Source organism: Methylobacterium sp. M6A4_1b, from assembly GCF_053345175.1.
The window spans coordinates 33179-52008 of record NZ_JBKEZQ010000027.1 but is presented as its reverse complement, the minus strand read 5'-3'; the positions used below and the strand labels follow the sequence as shown (position 1 = coordinate 52008).

The 18830-nt window shown below is 70.2% G+C and carries 19 protein-coding genes; 15 read left to right on the top strand and 4 right to left on the bottom strand.

What is annotated here, in order from left to right:
* Window positions 1-1157, bottom strand: a 1157-nt coding sequence (locus ACLBWX_RS19620; RefSeq protein ID WP_447678668.1) for a polysaccharide biosynthesis/export family protein, incomplete at its 3' end; no start/stop codon positions are given.
* 242 nt (window positions 1158-1399) lie between these two features.
* On the opposite strand from ACLBWX_RS19620, the gene ACLBWX_RS19615 reads away from it, so the two are divergent.
* The 8 genes from ACLBWX_RS19615 (at window position 1400) to ACLBWX_RS19580 (ending at window position 8509) form a co-directional block, all read left to right on the top strand.
* Entirely contained in the window at window positions 1400-2701 is a 1302-nt protein-coding gene (locus tag ACLBWX_RS19615) for an alpha/beta hydrolase (protein ID WP_447678667.1), read from the top strand.
* Window positions 2702-2782: 81 nt separating this feature from the next.
* A complete protein-coding gene (locus tag ACLBWX_RS19610; protein WP_447678666.1) occupies window positions 2783-3337 on the top strand; it encodes a gluconokinase in 555 nt (184 codons plus the stop codon).
* 16 nt (window positions 3338-3353) lie between these two features.
* A complete protein-coding gene (locus tag ACLBWX_RS19605; RefSeq protein ID WP_447678665.1) occupies window positions 3354-4181 on the top strand; it encodes an HAD family hydrolase in 828 nt (275 codons plus the stop codon).
* Between the two features lie 213 nt (window positions 4182-4394).
* The gene (locus ACLBWX_RS19600) at window positions 4395-5279 is read left to right on the top strand and encodes a transglycosylase SLT domain-containing protein (RefSeq protein WP_447678664.1); all 885 of its coding nucleotides are present in this window, start codon (window positions 4395-4397) and stop codon (window positions 5277-5279) included.
* 327 nt (window positions 5280-5606) lie between these two features.
* Window positions 5607-6533 carry a helix-turn-helix transcriptional regulator gene (locus tag ACLBWX_RS19595; RefSeq protein WP_447678671.1) on the top strand — a complete coding sequence of 309 codons (927 nt, stop codon included), beginning with the start codon at window positions 5607-5609 and terminating at the stop codon, window positions 6531-6533.
* Between the two features lie 240 nt (window positions 6534-6773).
* Window positions 6774-7631, top strand: coding sequence for a serine O-acetyltransferase (cysE, locus tag ACLBWX_RS19590; RefSeq protein ID WP_447678663.1), 858 nt, complete (start codon window positions 6774-6776; stop codon window positions 7629-7631).
* A 193-nt stretch (window positions 7632-7824) separates the two neighbouring features.
* A complete protein-coding gene (locus ACLBWX_RS19585) occupies window positions 7825-8037 on the top strand; it encodes a DUF3126 family protein (RefSeq protein ID WP_447678662.1) in 213 nt (70 codons plus the stop codon).
* A gap of 142 nt (window positions 8038-8179) precedes the next feature.
* Window positions 8180-8509, top strand: coding sequence for a DUF6949 family protein (locus tag ACLBWX_RS19580; protein ID WP_447678661.1), 330 nt, complete (start codon window positions 8180-8182; stop codon window positions 8507-8509).
* A 214-nt stretch (window positions 8510-8723) separates the two neighbouring features.
* On the opposite strand, the gene ACLBWX_RS19575 is transcribed toward ACLBWX_RS19580, so the two are convergent.
* Both ACLBWX_RS19575 and ACLBWX_RS19570 read right to left on the bottom strand, forming a co-directional pair.
* Window positions 8724-9410, bottom strand: a complete 687-nt coding sequence (locus tag ACLBWX_RS19575; protein WP_447678660.1) for a transglutaminase-like cysteine peptidase — start codon at window positions 9408-9410, stop codon at window positions 8724-8726.
* A 190-nt stretch (window positions 9411-9600) separates the two neighbouring features.
* A complete protein-coding gene (locus tag ACLBWX_RS19570) occupies window positions 9601-10227 on the bottom strand; it encodes a transglutaminase-like cysteine peptidase (protein ID WP_447678659.1) in 627 nt (208 codons plus the stop codon).
* 333 nt (window positions 10228-10560) lie between these two features.
* On the opposite strand from ACLBWX_RS19570, the gene argS reads away from it, so the two are divergent.
* The 6 genes from argS (at window position 10561) to tatC (ending at window position 17037) form a co-directional block, all read left to right on the top strand.
* Window positions 10561-12309 (top strand): arginine--tRNA ligase, encoded by a 1749-nt coding sequence (gene argS / locus ACLBWX_RS19565; RefSeq protein WP_447678658.1) that lies wholly within the window; start codon window positions 10561-10563, stop codon window positions 12307-12309.
* Window positions 12310-12339: 30 nt separating this feature from the next.
* Window positions 12340-13806: an SPOR domain-containing protein gene (locus ACLBWX_RS19560; protein WP_447678657.1), complete on the top strand. Its 1467-nt coding sequence runs from the start codon at window positions 12340-12342 to the stop codon at window positions 13804-13806.
* A 250-nt stretch (window positions 13807-14056) separates the two neighbouring features.
* Window positions 14057-15064, top strand: a complete 1008-nt coding sequence (nagZ, locus tag ACLBWX_RS19555) for a beta-N-acetylhexosaminidase (protein WP_447678656.1) — start codon at window positions 14057-14059, stop codon at window positions 15062-15064.
* A 225-nt stretch (window positions 15065-15289) separates the two neighbouring features.
* Window positions 15290-15547 carry a twin-arginine translocase TatA/TatE family subunit gene (locus ACLBWX_RS19550; RefSeq protein ID WP_447678655.1) on the top strand — a complete coding sequence of 86 codons (258 nt, stop codon included), beginning with the start codon at window positions 15290-15292 and terminating at the stop codon, window positions 15545-15547.
* A gap of 117 nt (window positions 15548-15664) precedes the next feature.
* Window positions 15665-16240 (top strand): Sec-independent protein translocase protein TatB, encoded by a 576-nt coding sequence (gene tatB / locus ACLBWX_RS19545; RefSeq protein ID WP_447678654.1) that lies wholly within the window; start codon window positions 15665-15667, stop codon window positions 16238-16240.
* Window positions 16237-17037 (top strand): twin-arginine translocase subunit TatC, encoded by an 801-nt coding sequence (tatC, locus tag ACLBWX_RS19540; protein ID WP_447678653.1) that lies wholly within the window; start codon window positions 16237-16239, stop codon window positions 17035-17037. The genes tatB and tatC overlap by 4 nt, the downstream gene beginning before the upstream one ends.
* Before the next feature lie 9 nt (window positions 17038-17046).
* Here the strand turns inward: tatC and ACLBWX_RS19535 are convergent, their stop codons facing one another.
* Complete coding sequence (locus ACLBWX_RS19535; protein ID WP_447678652.1) at window positions 17047-17799, bottom strand: lysophospholipid acyltransferase family protein; 753 nt, start codon at window positions 17797-17799, stop codon at window positions 17047-17049.
* Between the two features lie 159 nt (window positions 17800-17958).
* On the opposite strand from ACLBWX_RS19535, the gene ACLBWX_RS19530 reads away from it, so the two are divergent.
* The gene (locus tag ACLBWX_RS19530) at window positions 17959-18768 is read left to right on the top strand and encodes an exodeoxyribonuclease III (protein WP_447678651.1); all 810 of its coding nucleotides are present in this window, start codon (window positions 17959-17961) and stop codon (window positions 18766-18768) included.
* Window positions 18769-18830 lie beyond the last annotated feature (62 nt).

The following is an 18830-nucleotide window of genomic DNA, read 5'->3' as shown; positions in this document are numbered from 1 at the left end:
GCTCCTGCGGAGACGGGGGCGGTGATGGTGGAGAAGACGGAGAGGACCTTCTGGACCTCGGTGAAGGGGGCGTTGGAGACGTAGACGAGGTCGCGGTTGCGCATGCGGAAGGCCTGGGTCAGGAACAGGCTGTTGGGATCGCGCATGTTGATGCGGTAGACCACCGGCACCAGGGGGGTGCCGAGCAGGGGGCTGCCGGGCTTGAGGCGGCGCACCACCGCGGCGGGCTCGAAGCGGAAGATGAAGGTGCCGGAGGGATCGGCCTGGAAGTCGGACAGGCCGCGCGCCTTGGCCAGCGCCTGGGCCAGCGTGATGCCCTCGGCCTGGAACGGGATCTCGGTGGAGTTGCCCAGGGCGCCCACCGCCAGGAAGGTCTGGGGATCGCGCACCAGGGTCAGGGTGTCGCCCGGGCGCAGGAAGATGTTCTCGGCCGGGTTCGACACCACCGTGGTCAGCGGCACCGTGGCGGTCTGCTGGCCGCGCGAGAGGCGCACGAAGGTCTCGTTGACGGCTGCGCGCACGCCGCCGGCGGTGGCCACCACGTCGAGCAGGCGGTCGCCCTTGCCCGAGAGCGGCACGCGGGCGCCGGCCACGACCTCGCCGGTGACGGTCACCGTCTGCGACACCGCCTTGGTGACCGAGACCAGCACCTGGGGCTGGATCGCCTTGCCGGCGAGTTCGGTCTCGATGAGGGCCTGCACGTCCTGGGGCCGGCGCCCGGCCACCTGGATGCGCCCGGCATAGGGCACGCTGATGGCCCCGTCCCGGGGCACCACCTGCTCGGGGATGAGGGCAGACTTGGAGCCGGCCGAGAAGCGGTCGGCCACCAGCGGCCCGGAGAACAGGCCGCCCGAGCCGGCTTCCCAGACCGAGATCGCCACGTAGTCGCCCACCCCGATGACGGGCTCGAGGGACGGGCGCCGGTCGCCGAAGGAGGCCAGCAGGCTGTCCAGCGCACGACCCCGCAGGGCCTCGATGGTCGCCGCCGACAGGTCGACGATCTCGTAGCGCGCGAACGTGCCCTCGCTCGTCGAAATGTCGGCCCCCTCCACAACCGCACCCGTCGTCGGTCCGGCCGCGGGAAGAAACGACGAGCAGCCCGACACCGTCAGGGCGGTGCCCAGAACGGTGCAGAGGGCCAGTGGCAGTGCGCGCATGCAGGATCGCCTGTCGGTTTCTCTCATGGGCTGCCTAGACCATCGCCGGGGCGCTGTCCGTGGCGGTGGGGTCACAGTCCGACGGCGAGCGGCCGACGGCCGACGGCCATCCCCGCTACTCACGCCTTTCACCGAGCGAAACGTGTGCCGGAAGATGCTTGAAAGGATCCCCGCGATGTGCGTTCTCGTCCGGACGTCCCGATTGAATTCGCGTAAACCTGGTTTCGGCAGAACCGCATTCGATGACATCGTCGTTCGACTACACACCACCCGGATTAGCCGAGGGTGTTCCGGGGTCGGTCGCGCGACGGCACATCTTCTATCTTCCAGGCTACGATCCGGAAGGCAGCAGCCGCTACCGGATGCTGTTCGTGCGCGAGCTGGCCCGCCACGCCAAGCGCTTCGGCGAGCCCAAGCGCACCGTCTCCGGGGCGACGCTGAGCGCGGACGGACTGGTGCAGAGCTGGCGCGTGGCAGCCCAAGCCGAGACGCGCGGGGCCGAGACCACCTACGACGTCCTCCTGTGGGACGACATCGTCCGCGAGGACTTCCGCCGCCGCCGCCCGATCAGCGTCGCCCTGCTGGTCGTCGGCACGCTCCAGTCCATCGTCTCCGGCCTGCTGCTGCGATTCTACCGGCTGAACTGGAAATACGGCAACGTCATCCTCTACCCGCTGGTGATGGTCCTGCTCCTCGGCCTGTGCACCCTGGCCATCGCGGCCTTCGTGCACGCCCATCTGGGGACGGCGTTCGGCCACAGCCTCGGATGGCCCCTCTGGGTCACGGTTCCGGCGGGCCTCCTCATCGGGCTCGCCTGGATCAAGGCGATGGAGGCGCTCCTCAACCGGGTGTTCTTCTGGCAGCTCCTGAACGATTGGGTCTTCAACTGGCAGCACGGCCAGGGGCGTCGGCCCGACTACGAGGGCCGGCTGGAGGCCTTCGCCGACCATGTGCTCGCCCGCTGCGCCGCCCTCTCGGCGGCCGGCGACGCCCCAGACGAGATCATGATCCTCGGCCACTCCTCGGGGGGCCTGAGCGCCGTCGAGGTGGCTGCCCGGGTGCTCGCCCGCGACCCCGGCCTCGGCACCGGCCCGTCCACGCTCGCCCTGGTCACCCTCGGGTCCGGACTTCCCCTCGTGGCGATGCAGGGCGCGGCGCGGGGCCTGCGCTGCGAGATCGCGAGCCTCGTGACCTCCCGGCGCCTCGTCTGGGTCGACTTCCAGGCGCCGCAGGACTGGATGAACTTTCCCGGCTTCAACCCGGTAGTGCATCTCGACCTCGACCTGCAGGGCCACGCGGTCGCCAACCCCCTGGTGCGCTCGGCGCGGTTCCGCGAGATCATCAGCACCGAGACCTACCGCAAGGTGCGCTGGCGGCCGTTCCGGATGCACTTCCAGTTCCTCCTCGCCAACGACCGGCGCGGGTACTACGACTTCTTCGCGATGACCCTGGGACCCCAGCGCCTGCGCGAGCGGGCCCTCGACCCCGTCCTGTCCGATCCCGATCCGCTCGGCCCCTGCTCGGACACGGCGCTCGCCTCCTGAGGGTCGAGGAGGGGCCGGCCTGGCCCGATCGGTGAAGGATGCCGGGCCGCTCCGATGTGGGCGCCGGGAGAGGAACGCGCGATGTCATCAGGCCAGAACCCGGCGCCGGGCCGCGCGCCCGTGGTCCTCGTGGTGATGGGCGTCTCGGGCTCGGGCAAGAGCACCGTGGCGTCCCGTCTCGCCGAACCGCTCGGCTGGGGTTTCGTCGACGGCGACAGCTTTCACACCCCCGAGCATGTGGCCAAGATGCGGGCCGGGCACCCCCTCGACGACGACGACCGCGCGCCCTGGCTCGCGGCGATCGGGGCCTGGATCGATACGCAGCTGCAGCGGCGCGCATCCGGCGTGGTGGTCTGCTCGGCCCTGCGCCGGGCCTATCGGGACGTGCTGGTGCGCGGCCGCGCCGGGGTGCGGATCGTCTACCTGGAGGGCGACCGCGCCCTGATCGAGGGGCGCCTCGCGCACCGGCAGGGGCACTTCATGCCCGCGGCCCTCCTCGACACCCAGTTCGCGATCCTGGAGCCGCCGGGGGTTGAGGAGAACGCCGTCGTGGTGAGCATCGACGCGGCGCCCGAGGCCATCGTCGCAACGATCGTGGCCCGGCTGGGTTTGGGAGAGGGTGCCCCGCAACCCTGAGACCCTGCCGGATTCCATGCCCCTGCCTCCCAATTCGACGCCCGCCGACATCGCCCTGGTGATCTCGGACGTGGACGGCACCCTGGTGACCACGGACAAGGCCCTGACCCCGGCGACCCATGCGGCCGTGCGGCGGCTGGCTGCGGCGGGGATCGCCTTCACCATCGCGTCGAGCCGCCCGCCCGTGGGGCTGAGGTCCCTGGCGGCCGAGCTCGGCCTCACCCTGCCGATGGGGGCCTACAACGGCAGCACCCTGGTCGCGCCCGACTTCACCATCCTGTCGGAGAAGCTGATCCCGGCCGAGGCCGCCCGCGAGGCCGTGCGGCGCTTCACCGAGGCCGGCCTCGACACCTGGGTGTTCGCGCGCGGGCAGTGGAACCTCACCGATCCGCACGGCGCCTACACCGACCTCGAGCGTCGGACCCTGCAGGTCGAGCCGAACGTGGTCGCGGACCTCGCGCCCCTCCTCGGGGAAGCCGCCAAGATCGTCGGCGTCAGCGCCGATGCGGCGCATCTGGAAGCGTGCGAGACCGAGATCGCCGCGGCGCTGACGGGTCGGGCCGACGTCCACCGTTCACAGGCCTACTATCTCGACGTGACGCCGCCCGGCTCCGGCAAGGCCGCCTTCGTCGATGCCATGAGCCGGCACCTCGGCCTCGACCGCGCGCGGATCGCGACCCTCGGCGACGCCGCCAACGACGTCCCGATGTTCGCCCGCAGCGGCTTCTCGGTGGCGATGGGCAACGCGGCGCCGGTCGTCCAGGCCGCGGCACGGGCCGTCACGTCCACGAATGATGCGGACGGCTTCGCGAAAGCGATCGACGAATTCATTTTGCGACGCTGACGCGGGTCCCGCGCCGGCAGCCTCGCGAATCCACGAGGTCCCTGGCAACATTGGCGAATCACGGCGGACACAATCCGGACACGGGCGCGCCGACTGTGCCATGTGCGACACAGCACATGGGGAAACGGCCACGCTCGGCCTCCCTGAGCCGCTTTCCGGCCTCAATTCGACCGGACCTTGACCGTCCAAGAACAAGGACGATCCGGGTCTCCGATGCACCAGCGCTTCCTGCTCCTCGCCGTCGCCGCGGTCGCCATGCCGTGCGGGATGCTCCCGCCCGGCGCGGCCCTGGCCCAGGGCACGGCGGCGCGGGACAACATCGATGCGCTGATCGAGCAGCAGGCCAAGGCCAACGGCGTGCCGTTGAGCTTCGTCCACCAGGTCGTGAAGCGCGAGAGCAACTACAACCCGAACGCCAAGGGCGGCAGCGCCCTCGGCCTCATGCAGATCAAGCACGCCACCGCGAAGGGCCTCGGCTACCAGGGGGATGCGGCCGGCCTGTTCGATCCGCGGGTGAACCTGCGCTACGGGATCGCCTACCTCGCCGGCGCCTACCGGGCCGCCAAGGGCGACATCGCCCAGGCCTACGCTTTCTACAACCGGGGCTACTATTACGCCGCCAAGCGTCTCGGAATCGAGACCAGCGTCCCCGACGACCTCGGAACGCCGAAATCCGGCGAGGCCTTCGCCAGCGCCTTCGCCCGCGCCGACAGCCCCGCCGTCATCGCCGCCAACACGGCGCTCGCCTACGCGCCGAGCCCCGCCGCCAACGGCGTCCCCTCCGAGACGGTCGAGGTGCCGCTGCCGCCCCGACGTCCCGCCTCCCTCGCGGGCCTCGCCAGGGTGGAGGTCGCCGCCCTGGCACCCGCCGACGCCACGTCCCCGGCCGCGATCAGCCCCCATCCCGGCATCGTTCCGGCGATGACTCCGGCCGGCGCGCAGGTCGAAGCCGCCTTCACGGAGACGATCGAGGTGCCGCTGCCGCCCCGCCGCCCGTCGGCTCCGGCGCTCGCCGCCGTCGGGCGTCCGGCCGTCGCGAAGAAGGCGCCGGTGGCCGGCACCGTGCTCGAGGCCTCGGCCCTCCCGGCCGCGCAGTAGGTCCCCCGGCCGCATCCGCCTGTCCCGGCATCGATGCGCATCCGGCCGAGGCGGCCTTCGCCCGATTCTCCGAGTTTCCCCCGTTCCCGGGACCCTAACCGCTTGCGTCGGAGCGCGCCTCGCCTCACATGGTGCAATGCGAAGTGGCGGGCTTCGGCCCGTTTCGGCATGATCATCGCAACGACCCAGAAGCGCTATCCCGATACCGGATATCCGCGTTGTTGCTTTTCGACGTAACCGAAGTGCCGAATCCGGGCACAATATTTCCACATCCGTGGTCATAGTTCCGGAACCGGCACCCTAGTGTAGTCATCAGCGCGCGGCCCCCTGGGCCGAACGCAAACCGAGGAAGCGGACGACGGCATGGCCGGCGCGGTAGAACAAGAATCGACCTTCCTGGCTGATCTCGGCCGGCGGGTTCGTCATGCCCGGACCGTGCGGGGCCTGTCGCGAAAGCTCCTTTCTCAGACCTCCGGTCTGTCCGAGCGCTACATCGCACAGCTCGAGAGCGGGCAGGGCAACGTCTCGATCATCCTGCTGCGCCGGGTGGCCAACGCCATGGGCGTGCGCCTCGACGACCTGATCGCCGGGCAGGAGACGCTGCCGGACTGGCACGTAATCCGGGACCTCCTCGGCAATGCCTCGCCGGAGCAGATCGCCCTGGCCAAGGGCATCCTGTCGGGCCAATCCTCGGCGAGCGGCGAGGCGCCGCAGCCCCGCGTCGCGGTGATCGGCCTGCGCGGCGCCGGCAAGTCGACCCTCGGCCGCCGGGTCGCCGACCGCCTGGGCTGGACCTTCGTCGAGCTCAATGCCGAGATCGAGCGCGAGAACGCGCTCTCGGTGAAGGAGATCTTCGCGATCTACGGCCAGGAGGGCTACCGCCGCCTGGAGCAGGCGGCCCTGCGCCGCCTCACCGAGCATCCCGGCCCTCTGGTGCTCGCCACCAGCGGCGGCATCGTCGCCGAGCCGCTGACCTACGACCTGCTGCTCCAGGCCTTCTTCACGATCTGGCTCCGCGCCCGCCCCGAGGAGCACATGCAGCGGGTGCGCGACCAGGGCGAGCTCACCACCACCGGCGACCACCCCTCGGCGATGCAGGAACTGCGTGCCGTGCTCGCCAGCCGCGAGCCCCTCTATGCCCGCGCCTCGTCCGTGGTCGACACCTCCGACGTGCCCGTGGACGTGATGGTCGACCGCCTCGCCGAAGCCATCGAGGCGCGATTCGGCACCCTCGATCACCGCCGCAGCGCCTGAGCGTTCGGACTCGACCTGTCCCCCGGACCCGCACGGACTTGATCGACCGTGCGATGCACACCAAGCTAAGGGACGAGCGGTCCGGCACCGGTCTCTCCTGCCGGACCCGACGACGACAGGCACAACCATCCCGGAGCGCCGCGGGGCGAGAGCAAAATCCCGCCCGCACGGCGCGACCCACGCGTCGCGTCACGGTATATTCCGGCGCGCCGCGACGAGCCCGGTCCAGAGGAGGACCCGATGTCCGCCAGCCCCTTCCCCATCGCCGCGAAAGCCCCCGAGCCGCTGGCCGTGTGCGATCCGATCTGGGCACGCCTGCGGACCGAGGCCGAGGCCATCGTCCGCGAGGAGCCGCAGCTCGCCTCCTTCATCGTGGCGACAATTCTCAACCATCCTTCCCTCGAGGGCGCGGTGGCGCACCGGGTCGCGGCCCGGCTCGGCCATGCCTCGCTGCCGGCCGAGCTCATCGCCCACGGCTTCGTCGAGGCGATCACCGCCGAACCGAGCCTCGGCCAGGATTTCCGCGCCGACATCGCGGCCGTGCTCGACCGCGACCCGGCCACCAGCCGGGCGATCGAGCCGGTGCTGTACTTCAAGGGCTTCCACGCCATCCAGGCCCACCGCCTCGCGCACTGGTACTGGGCGGCCGGGCGACGCGACCTCGCTCTCTACCTGCAGAGCCGGTCGTCGGAGGTGTTCCAGACCGACATCCACCCGCAGGCCCGGATCGGGCGCGGCATCTTCCTGGACCACGCCACCGGCCTCGTGGTCGGCTCCACGGCGGTGATCGAGGACGACGTGTCGATCCTTCACGCCGTCACCCTCGGAGGCACCGGCAAGCAGGGCAGCGACCGCCACCCGAAGATCCGCCACGGCGTGATGATCGGCGCCGGCGCCAAGATCCTGGGAAACATCGAGGTGGGGGCTTGCGCCCGCATCGCCGCCGGCTCGGTGGTGCTGCGCCCGGTGCCGGCCAACACGACCGTGGTCGGCGTGCCTGCCCGCGTGGTCGGCACCGCCGGCTGCGCCGAGCCCTCGCGGGCCATGGACCAGCTGGTCGCCATGGACCAGTTCATCCACATGGCCGACGGCATCTGAGGCGGACGCCGTCTCGCCGGGCAGCCCGGACAGGGACCCGGCTTGCCCATGCTCCGACGGCGTGGCAAGCGGGGACCAGCCCGGCTCTGGCCACCAACGCGGTCCGCCCGGACTCAGATGCCCTCGGGGCCGCCGCGCGCGATCGGCCATGAGCCGGAGGCCCCGACCGACCCGAACGCGAGAGGCGATCAGCGTGAACAAGACCGACATTGTGAAGGTGCAGGATTTCCTCCGCCGGACCTTCGCCAACACCAACATCCGCCTCGTTCCCCGTCCGAAGAAGGACGATTCGGCCGAGGTCTATATCGGCGAGGAATTCCTCGGCGTGGTTTCGGTCGACGACGAGGACGGCGACCGCTCGTTCAACTTCGCCATGGCGATCCTGGACATCGACCTCGAGGATTGAGGGCGCCCACCTGCCGCGGGGCCGTCCGGCCGCATCAGCCTGTGCGCGGATTTAACCCTGACGGCAGGAAACCCTTAACGTTTCGTAAACGACACGGCACAGTGCGCACCACATCGCCTCTCGATGGTGGAGCGTACGCGTCATGACACTCAGCCCCTCGGCCCTCGACTCCCTGCAGACACTCTGCGTCGGTCTCGCCCTCTCGGGCCTTCTCGCCAGCGCCTTCGAGCTGTTCACGGAGCGCCGCGCGAGCTTCAGCCTGCTCGAGCGCGGCGGCGTCACGGCCGTGGCGGCCCTGCCGATGCTGGCCTTCGGCGCGCCCTTCATCATCCTGCGCAACACCATGCGCGGACGCCGGCTGGAGCGCCGCCCGATCCCGTTCGTGATGGTCGCCACGATGATCGCTTGCGGCTGGAGCCTGATGTCGGGCCGTGTCGCCCTCGACCTTGCCCACATGATCGCGGGCGCCTGAAAAGACGTCCGCCTGATCAAAGCGGGCGCCGCATCGGCAGCCCGCGCGGCGCTCGAGGATCACAGAACTCCGCGATCCCGAAGGGATCAACCGGAGCTCGTATGAGAGGCCTTCGCGCCTCTTGAGGCGTTCGCACCAAGTCTCCGGGTCGTCGTCACGGCCGGAAGGCCGCGTCCGGGGCGGCCCGGCTTGGGCACCGCCCCGATGTGCCGCCTCAGCGGTTTGCGGTGGCCACCGGCGAGGCACCGCCGTTCAGGGTGATCCAGGCGAGACCGTCCTGGCCCTCGCGCTTGATGAAGGTGTAGCCGGTGCGCGGGCCTGACAGGACCGCATTGGTCTTGTTGTCGAGGATCAGGTCACCGCGATCGGTCCGGACCATCAGCACCGCGTGTCCCTCACCGATCTCGTCGATGACCACGGTCATGCGCAGGGCGCGGCGCGGCAGGCCGCGCTCCACCAGCATTCGGCGCTTCAGGAGCTGATAATCCTCGCAGTCGCCGAAGCCATCGTCGGGATAGTCCCAGCGATCGACCACGCCCCAGTGAGCCAGATCGGTGATCGGCTTGATCCGGGCGTTGACCCGGCGATTGACGCGGCCGAGGAGGTCGCGGATGCGCGGCGTCAGGGTGATGACGGCAGGCTGCGTCGTGTCGACCGTGCACTCCTCGGGCATCCGGGCGCAGAAGGCGGTCCAGGCGGCGACGGGCCGAGCCGGGACACCCTCCTCAAGCGCCGGGGCATCGGGCAGGGCGGCCACGGTCTGAGCCTCGGTGCTGGCACCGCCGATCAGCAGGATGGTGCCGACGAGGCCGAGCTGCGCGGTGCGGGCGAGGCGTCGCCAGAGGGCGCCACGCTCCCCGTGCGGCAGCCCCTCGACGCTTCGCAGTATCGCGTGCCGCATGCCGGTCGCCCTGCCATTCCCTGATGGAGCGACAAGGTTTGCACGGGAACGATCCAGGCTCAATCGGAAAGTTAAACCCGCGTTAACGCGCTGGCGCAGGCATTGGTTCCGCCTCGGTTCCGCAATACGAAACGATGCCCCTGTGGCCCGCCTCGCCCTCGGAACAGCCGGTACGCTCGAGCCCGCGCCCTCAGCGGTTGGCGGTGGTGACGGGCGAGGTGACTCCGCCAAGCGAGACCCATGCCACCGTATCGGCGGACTCGCGCTTGATGAAGACGTAGCCGGTCCGGTACCAAGCCAGCACCTCGGCGGTCTTGTTGTCGAGGATGAAGTCGCCGCGGTCGGTGAGCAGGGTCAGCACGGCGTGCCCCTCGCCCTTCTCGTCGATCACGACCGTCATCCGCATCGCCCGGCGCGGCAGGCCGGCCTCGGCCAGGAGTTTGCGCTTGAGGAGCTGATAATCTTCGCAATCGCCCGAGCCGTCCTCGGCGAGATCCCAGCGGTCCGGCACGCCCCAGTGCTCCTGGTCGGTGACGGCGACCAGGGACCTGTTCACCCGGCGGTTGACCGAGACGATGGTGCTCCAGATCGCGGGGGTGAGGGCGATGCGGTTCGGCTCGTTGGCATCGATCGCGCATTCGGAGGCGTAGCGCTGGCAGAAGGCGGCCCAGGCCAGCAGCGGCCTGGCCTCGGCCAGGGTCAATGCCGCCGGAGTGGGCGTGGGCAGGGCGGCCAGGGTCTGGGCCTGCGACGCGCCGGTCGTCAGCGCGGCGAGTGCCGCGAGCAGGATCAGCGCAATCGTCTTCGTCCGGTCCATGGCGGCGTCCTCAGGTCCTATGCCGCCAGGGTGCCGCCCCGGGACCTGTTCCGCGCTGAAGTCGATCCGCGCAATTTTATCGATCCGCGGGCGGGATCGTGGCTCTCGTGCGACAGGCCGAACGGGCCGTCTCGGCAATCTCGCGAAACGGCGCGATCCCGCCAACGCGCCGGTAACCGTGCTCGGAGAGGCGGCCTTCACGAAGCGGGGCCGGCGGGTCCGCCGTGACACCCGGGAGCGCCCTTGCTATGCCGCGGCCTGGGCGAGGGGGCGGAGCGTTCCCCACGGGACGGACGTCCCCGCCGAGCCCCGGACACGGAATTTTACGGCACCATGAACATCTTCGCCACCTTCGAGGCCCGCGTGCGCGGCGCCGTGCAGGCCCTCATCCAATCCGGGCAGCTGCCCGAGGGGCTCGATCTCGCCCGTGTGGTGGTGGAGCCGCCGCGCGATGCGAGCCATGGCGACCTCGCCACCAACGCCGCGCTGGTGCTGGCCAAGGAGGCGAAGACCAACCCGAAGGCCCTGGGCGAGATCCTGGCCACAGCCCTGCGCGCGGACCCGGACGTGACGGAGGCCAGCGTCGCCGGCCCCGGCTTCATCAACCTCCGGCTGGCCCCGGGCACCTTCCACGGCGTCGTCCGGGCAGCCCTCACGGAGGGCGAAGCCTACGGGCGCGGCGCCATGGCGGGGGGACGGGTCAACATCGAATACGTCTCGGCCAACCCTACCGGCCCGATGCATGTGGGCCACGGGCGCGGCGCGGTGTTCGGCGATGCCCTGGCCAACCTCCTCGTGGCGGCCGGGCGCGACGTGACGCGCGAGTACTACATCAACGATGCCGGCGCGCAGGTCGACGTGCTCGCCCGCTCGGCCTTCCTGCGCTACCGCGAGGCCCTGGGCGAGCCCGTCGGCCCGGTGCCGGAGGGGCTCTATCCGGGTGACTACCTCGTGCCGGTGGGCACCCGGCTGGCCGAGATCCACGGGCGCGCCCTCCTCGATCAGCCCGAGGCCGAATGGCTCCCCACGGTTCGGGCCTTCGCCATCGCGGCGATGATGGACCTGATCCGGGACGACCTCGCACGCCTCGGTATCCATCACGACGTCTTCTTCTCCGAAGCCTCCCTCAAGGCGGAGGTGCCGGTCCTGCTGGCGGAGCTGCGCGGGAAGGGCCTCGTCTACGAAGGGCGCCTGCCGCCGCCCAAGGGCCAGTTGCCCGACGACTGGGAGGACCGCGAGCAGACCCTGTTCCGCACGGTGGAATTCGGCGACGACGTCGACCGACCGCTGCTCAAGTCGGACGGCTCCTTCACCTACTTCGCGTCCGACATCGCGTATCACCGGACCAAGATCACCCGTGGCGCCAGCGACCTCATCGACGTGCTCGGTGCCGATCACGGCGGCTACGTGAAGCGCATGCAGGCCGCCGTGAAGGCGGTCAGCGACGGCCACGCCACCCTCGACGTGAAGCTGTGCCAGCTGGTGCGGCTTCTGCGCGCGGGCGAGCCCGTGAAGATGTCGAAGCGCGCCGGCGAATTCATCACCCTGCGGGAGGTGGTCGACGAGGTCGGGCGCGATCCGGTGCGCTTCATGATGCTCTACCGGAAGAACGACGCCACCCTCGACTTCGACCTCGCCAAGGTGGTGGAGCAGTCGAAGGAGAACCCGGTCTTCTACGTGCAGTATGCCCATGCGCGGTGCGTCTCGGTGTTCCGCCAGGCCGCGCAAGCGATGCCGGACGAGGATTTCTCCCGTGCCAGCCTGCTCGGCGAGGCGGACCTGTCGCTCCTCATCGATTCGAGCGAAGTCGAGGTCATGCGACTCGTCGCGCAATATCCCCGCGTCCTCGAGGCCGCGGCAACCGCGCATGAACCGCACCGGGTGGCGTTCTACCTCTACGAACTGGCCTCGTCGCTGCATGGTTTGTGGAACAAAGGCAAAGACTTGCCGCAATTACGGTTTATTAATCCTGACGACCGAAACTCCACACGGGCTCGATTGGCCCTCGTTGAGGCTTTGCGAGGCGTCGTCGCCTCCGGCCTCGCGGTGTTGGGCGTCACCGCGCCGGACGAAATGCGGTGAGGTGATCTCGGCGTGAAGAGGGATGCTGCCATGACGACGAACGCTTCGCGGGCGACGGTCGATTTCGACGCCTTTGCGCGGGATCTGCAGCAGCCTCCGGCGTCGGCCCAGGTTCCTGTCCAGGCTCCCGCTCCGGTCCAGGCTCCGGGCGCGGCCAAAGCCGACCCCCTGGCCGAGCTCGCTCGCATCGTTGGACAGGACGATCCGTTCCGGGCCCTGCTCCAGGCCCGCGATGCACGGACAGATGCGGCCGCGCGCGGCCGTATCGAGCCCAGTTTCGTGGATGCGCCGGCCCCGTCCCAGACCTACGCCCAGGCACCTGTCCATCCGGTCGCCCCGCACCCGGTCTCGCCCACGGATGCCTTCGACCAATACCTCGCATCCGTCGACAACGGCGCCTATGCCGACGCACAGAGCGGATACCCGGACCCGAACGCGGCCGAATTCGACCCTAACGACGCCGACGACCGCGGCCGCGCCCTCGAGCGGCCGCGCAAGCGCAGCCGCCTCGTTTCGGTGGGTGCCGGCCTCAGCGTCCTTGCTCTCTGTGTCACCGGCGCCCTGGCCTGGCGCGGCCTGCACGGCCATTCCGGCAATGGCGGCGGCGTCCCCACGATCCTGGCCGACACCGCGCCGTTGAAGATCGCGCCTCAGAAGTCCGACGGCGTCGAGATCCCTGACCAGAACAAGCAGATCTACGAGCGCGCTGCCAAGGACGGCCAGATCCGAATCGTCAATCGCGAGGAGCAGCCTCTCGACGTGGCCCAGGCCGCCCGTGCGGCCCTCGGGAGCGGCGAGGGTGGGGCGACCCCCGGCAGTGCTGCACCGACGGCCGCGCCCGCGCCTGCCCAGCAGGGCGGCCTCGCCGATTCCCTTGGTGAACCTCGCCGGGTCCGCACAGTCTCGGTCAAGCCCGACACCCCGCCGCCTCCGCCGCAGCGCGAGGCCTCCGCCGACGCGACGGCGACACCGACCTCGGTGATCCCGACCATGACCCTGCCGGGCGCATCCGGCGACGGCGCCGCTGCGAGCCCGTCCCTGCGCCAGCGTGCGAGCCGGCTGCCGCCGCCCATGGCGACGACCCCGGTGGCCGAGGCGCCCGCCGCGGCACCGCAGGAGCCTGCCCCGGCCCCGGCTCCGGCTCCGCGCGTCAAGGCGCCGCAGCGCGTCGCTTCCGTCGCACCCGAGGCGACGTCCGCCATCGCCGCGCCACCGCCGGTGACGGCGGCGCCCGCCGCCACAGCATCCGTGGGTGGCGGCGGCTACACCGTCCAGCTCGGCGTTCGTACCAGCGAGAGCGAAGCCCAGGCCGCCTTCCGTCAGATGCAGGGCAAGTACAGTCAGCTTTCCGGCCAGCCCGCCCTGATCCGTCAGGCCGAAGTGAACGGCAAGACGATCTATCGCGTCCGCGTCGGACCCCTCGGCAAGGCAGAGGCGGCCAGCCTCTGCACCCAGCTCCAGGGCGCCGGCGGCCAGTGCTTCGTGGCCAAGAACTGAGGTCCGACAGCGGAGACCGGGAGCCTCGGGCCGCCCGGTCACTCCGCGGGCGAACCATCCGGGCGCGTTCGGAGGCCGGTCGCCCTGTGGCCACAACGCCACGCGCCCGCGTTCCCGCACGCATCCCATTCCGTTCGACGTCGCCCGGCCTCATCCTGCTCGGGTAGGCATCGTGTCGATTCGTCGACAAACCCGTCTCGACCCCCGTCACGCCGCGCCGGCTCAACCCTCCGAGGACGCGTCCCCGATCATGACCTCCCGTGCCCTGATCCTCGGTTGCGCCGGCAAGACCCTCTCCGCGCAGGAGGCCGCCTTTTTCCGGGACGTGGCGCCCTGGGGCTTCATCCTGTTCAAGCGCAACATCGGCACGCCCGACGAGGTCCGGGCGCTCACCGACGCGCTGCGGGCCACGGTGGGCCGCTCCAACGCCCCGATCCTCATCGACCAGGAGGGCGGCCGGGTGCAGCGCATGGGGCCGCCGCACTGGCCGGCCTATCCGGCGGGTCGCCGCTTCGGCGGCCTCAACGGCTCGGCCGCGACCATCGCGCATCTCGGCGCCCGCTTGATGGCCCACGACCTCGCCAGCGTCGGCATCAACGTCGACTGCGCCCCCGTCCTCGACGTGCCGGTGGCCGGCGCCCACGATGTGATCGGCGACCGCGCCTACGCCACCGCACCTGATCGGGTGGCCGAGATCGGCCGAGCCGTCGCCGAGGGCCTGATGCAGGGCGGCGTGCTGCCGGTGATGAAGCACATCCCCGGCCACGGCCGCGCCGGCTGCGACAGTCACAAAGGTCTGCCCGTGGTCGAGGCGGACCTCGCCACGCTCAGCGGCCAGGACTTCGTGCCGTTCCGGGCGCTCGCCGACCTGCCGATGGCCATGAGCGCCCACGTCGTCCTGACCGCCCTCGACCCGGTCCATCCGGCGACGCAGTCGGCCATCGTGATCCGCGACATCATCCGAGGCGCCATCGGTTTCGACGGCCTTCTGATGACCGACGACCTGTCGATGCACGCTCTTCAGGGAACATTCCGCGCCCGCACCGAGGCGTGCTTCGCCGCCGGGATCGACGTCGGACTGCATTGCAACGGGGACCCGGACGAGATGCGCGGCGTCGCCGAAGGGGCTCCCGTCCTGGCCGGCGCGGCCCTGCGCCGGGCTGAAGCGGCCCTGGGCCGCCTCCCCGCCGGGCCGGACGCCTTCGACGTTCACGAAGCCCGGGCTCGCTTCCAGGCCGCCTTGTCCCTGGCCGCCTGAGTCCCTGATCGCCTGAACACCAGCGCCGGATCGGGCGACAAGGGTGCGGGACTGGTCTATGAACCGGCAGCGGGCCGGAACTTGCATGCCCGCGATGCGGCGATCGGAACGGAGCGCGCGTCACCCGCACTTCTTGTGCTCGGGGTGCCCGATCCTTAGGTTCGCCCTCAATCGACACACGAGACGGCGCCGCGCGGTGTTCTAGCTGCGGCGCGGGAGGTTGCCATGGGCAGCATGAGTATCTGGCACTGGATCATCGTCGCCGGCATCGTGATGCTGCTGTTCGGCCGCGGGAAGATCTCGGACCTGATGGGCGACGTCGCCAAGGGCATCAAGGCCTTCAAGAAGGGGATGGCCGAGGACGAGGCGCCGACCACCACGGCCGTGCCACCGCCGAGCGCAGGCGAGCCGGTGCGCACGCTGCCCCATCAGGGCGAGCCCACCACCGCCAATACGGTGTCGACCGACCGCAAGGTCGTCTGATCCGCCACACGAAGATGGGGCGCTGCGGCCGATCGCGGGTCTGGCGCACGGCGCCGCGACCTGCCATGGGCAGGACGCCGTTGATGGGCGGCTCACGGTCGCGGGACAGTCGACACCATGTTTGACATGAGTTGGGGCGAGGTGATGCTGATCGGCGGCGTCGCCCTCATCGTCATCGGCCCGAAGGATCTGCCGAAGGCCTTGCGCACGGTCGGCCAGATCACCGGCAAGATGCGCCGCATGGCCGGCGAGTTCCAGTCGCAGTTCAACGAGGCGATCCGCGAGGCGGAGTTCGACGAGATTCGCCGCGAGGTGGACGGGGTCAAGCGCTCGGCGAGCACGATGGGACCGACCTTCAACCCGGTGCAGACCATCCGCGACGAGCTGAAGGGCGCGGTCGACGGCCGGGTCGAGACGAAGACCACGCCCTCACCGGCTCAAGGTCTCGCCAACGTCGCCGACCAACTGGCCGAGCGGGAGAACACGATCCAGGCCCCGCCCGAGCGCGACGCGCATGCGGCCGGCCCGGTGGAATCGCTGCCCGACCTGCCGCCGCGGCCGGTGCCGGCCGGTCCCACACCGGCGACCCATGCCTGGACCGCCGAACCGCCGGTCGCCCCTGCCGACCCCTCTCCGAGCGCGTCGCCGCGTCCCGAGACGCCGGCCAAACCCCAGCTTGAATCCGGCCGATGATCAACGAGACCGACGAAGCCGAGATCGAAGCCTCGCGGGCCCCGCTCCTCGACCATCTCATCGAACTGCGCTCCCGGCTGATCAAGTCGCTGGCCGCCTTCGTGGTGATGTTCTTCGGGTGTTTCTTCTTCTCGCGGCACATCTACAACATCCTCGTCTACCCCTACGTCTCCGTGGTGGGCGTCGAGAACGCCAAGCTGATCGCGACCCATTTCCTCGAGCAGGTGTTCACCAACATCAAGCTCAGCGTTTTCGGCGCCGGCTTCCTGGCTTTCCCGGTCATCGCCACGCAGGTCTACGCCTTCGTGGCGCCCGGCCTCTACCGCAACGAGCGCCAGGCCTTCCTGCCCTACCTCGTCGCGACCCCGGTGTTCTTCATCCTCGGCGCGCTCGTGGTGTTCTTCCTGGCGATGCCGCTGCTGATCCAGTTCTCGGTCTCGCTGCAGCAGATCGGGCAGCCGGGCGAGGCGACCATCGCCCTCCTGCCGAAGGTGGACGAGTACCTCTCGCTCATCATGACGCTGATCTTCGCCTTCGGCATCGCCTTCCAGCTGCCGGTGATCCTGACCCTCCTCGGGCAGATCGGTGTGATCGACACGGCGTTCCTGCGCGAGAAGCGCCGCTACGCCATCGTCCTCGTCTTCGTGGCCGCCGCCGTGCTGACGCCGCCGGACGTGATCTCGCAGCTCTCGCTCGCAATCCCGATGCTGCTGCTCTACGAGGCGTCGATCTTCTCGGTGGCCCGCGTCGAGCGTCGCCGGACCGCCCAGCGCAAGGCCGAAGGGCTCGACGCGTAGGACTGGCCCCTACGAGGCCTCCACCCGCAGCGCCGGGGCCACCGGCGCGGCGGGGTCACGCCAGCGATTCAGCTCGGCGTCGATCGCACCTTGCGTCCCCCGCATGAACTCGGCACCGCTCAGGCCCGGGGGCAGGGGGGGCAGGTAGCTCACCGTGACGGCGCCGGGCCTGTGGCGGGCGCCGCCATGAGGCCAGTACAGGCCGGAATTCACCGCCACCGGCAGCACGGCGAGTCCGAGCTTGGCATAGAGCAACTCGACGCCGCGCTTGAACTGGACCGGCTCGGCGATGCCGCCGCGGGTGCCTTCCGGAAACATCAGCACCGAGCGGCCCTGCGCGATCGCCGCGCGGCTCTCGTCGATCATCACCCGCAGGGCCTGAGTGCCGTTGGCCCGGTCGATGATGATCATCGGCGAGCGGCGCAGGAACCAGCCGACGATGGGGATCGCCACCAGTTCGCGCTTGGCCACGATGGCGACGTTCGGCACCAGCACGAGGAAGGCCAGGGTCTCCCAGGCCGACTGGTGATTGGCCACGATGAGGCAGGGCTCGGAAGGGATACGGGCGCGTCCCTCCTCGACGTATGTCAGCCCGATGATGCGGGCGAGGCCGAACAGGATGCCGCGCGACCACAGCCGGGTGAAGGCGCGGATGGGTCGCGCGGGCGCGCCCAGCAGAGCGAGCACCGCCAGCGGTACGATGAACAGGGCGGTCCAGCCGGCCCAGTAGGCGTTGAAGAGCGCGGAACGGATGCGCGACACGGTGACGATCCCTCGATCTGGCCCAGGGTCCGCACGGATCGCGACCCCCAGCGCAGCATTTCCCGGCGACGGGCGCGGCGATCCGGTCTATGCCGGCCCGCCGCGCCGACGCGCGCACGATCCTTTAAACATTTTCCAGTTTCACGCGAGCCGAACGCCGTGCGCCTGACCGTCACCACCTGGAACATCAACTCGGTACGCCTGCGCATCGACTCGGTCCTGCGCTTCCTCGCCGAGGTGCAGCCCGACGTGCTCTGCCTGCAGGAGACGAAGTGCCCGGATGACGCGTTCCCCCTCAAGGCCCTGCGCGGCTCAGGGTATGAGCACGTCGTGTTCGCCGGCCAGAAGGGCTACAACGGCGTCGCGATCCTCTCGCGCTTTCCCCTCCTCACGCGCGACGTGATGGCGTTCTGCGAACGCCAGGACGCCCGCCACATCTCGGCGGTGCTGGGGCCGGAGGCGGGCAAGGCGGCTGGAATCGTGCTGCACGATTTCTACGTGCCGGCCGGCGGCGACGTGCCCGACCGCGGCCTCAACCCGAAATTCGCACACAAGCTTGACTTCCTCGACGAACTGCGCGCCTGGGGCGGGCGGCGGGTCACGGGTCCCGCGATCCTGGTCGGCGACCTCAACGTGGCGCCCCTGGAGCACGACGTCTGGTCGCACAAGCAACTCCTCGATGTGGTGAGCCATACGCCCATCGAGACCGAACGGCTCGAGACCCTGCGGGGCGAGGCGGGCTGGATCGATGCCGCTCGCCTGCTCGTGCCGGAGCCGACGAAGATCTACACATGGTGGAGCTATCGCTCCCCCGACTGGGCAGCGGCCGACAAGGGCCGGCGCCTCGACCATGCCTGGGTCTCCTCCGACCTCGCCGGCACGGTACGCGACATGACGGTCGCCCGCCACGTCCGGGGCTGGGACCGCCCCTCCGACCATGCACCGGTGACGCTGACCCTGGAACTCTGAGGGCTGTCACCGGCCGGTCATGCGCAAGGCGTAGGGGCGGCGTCTATCATCCCCGATGGACA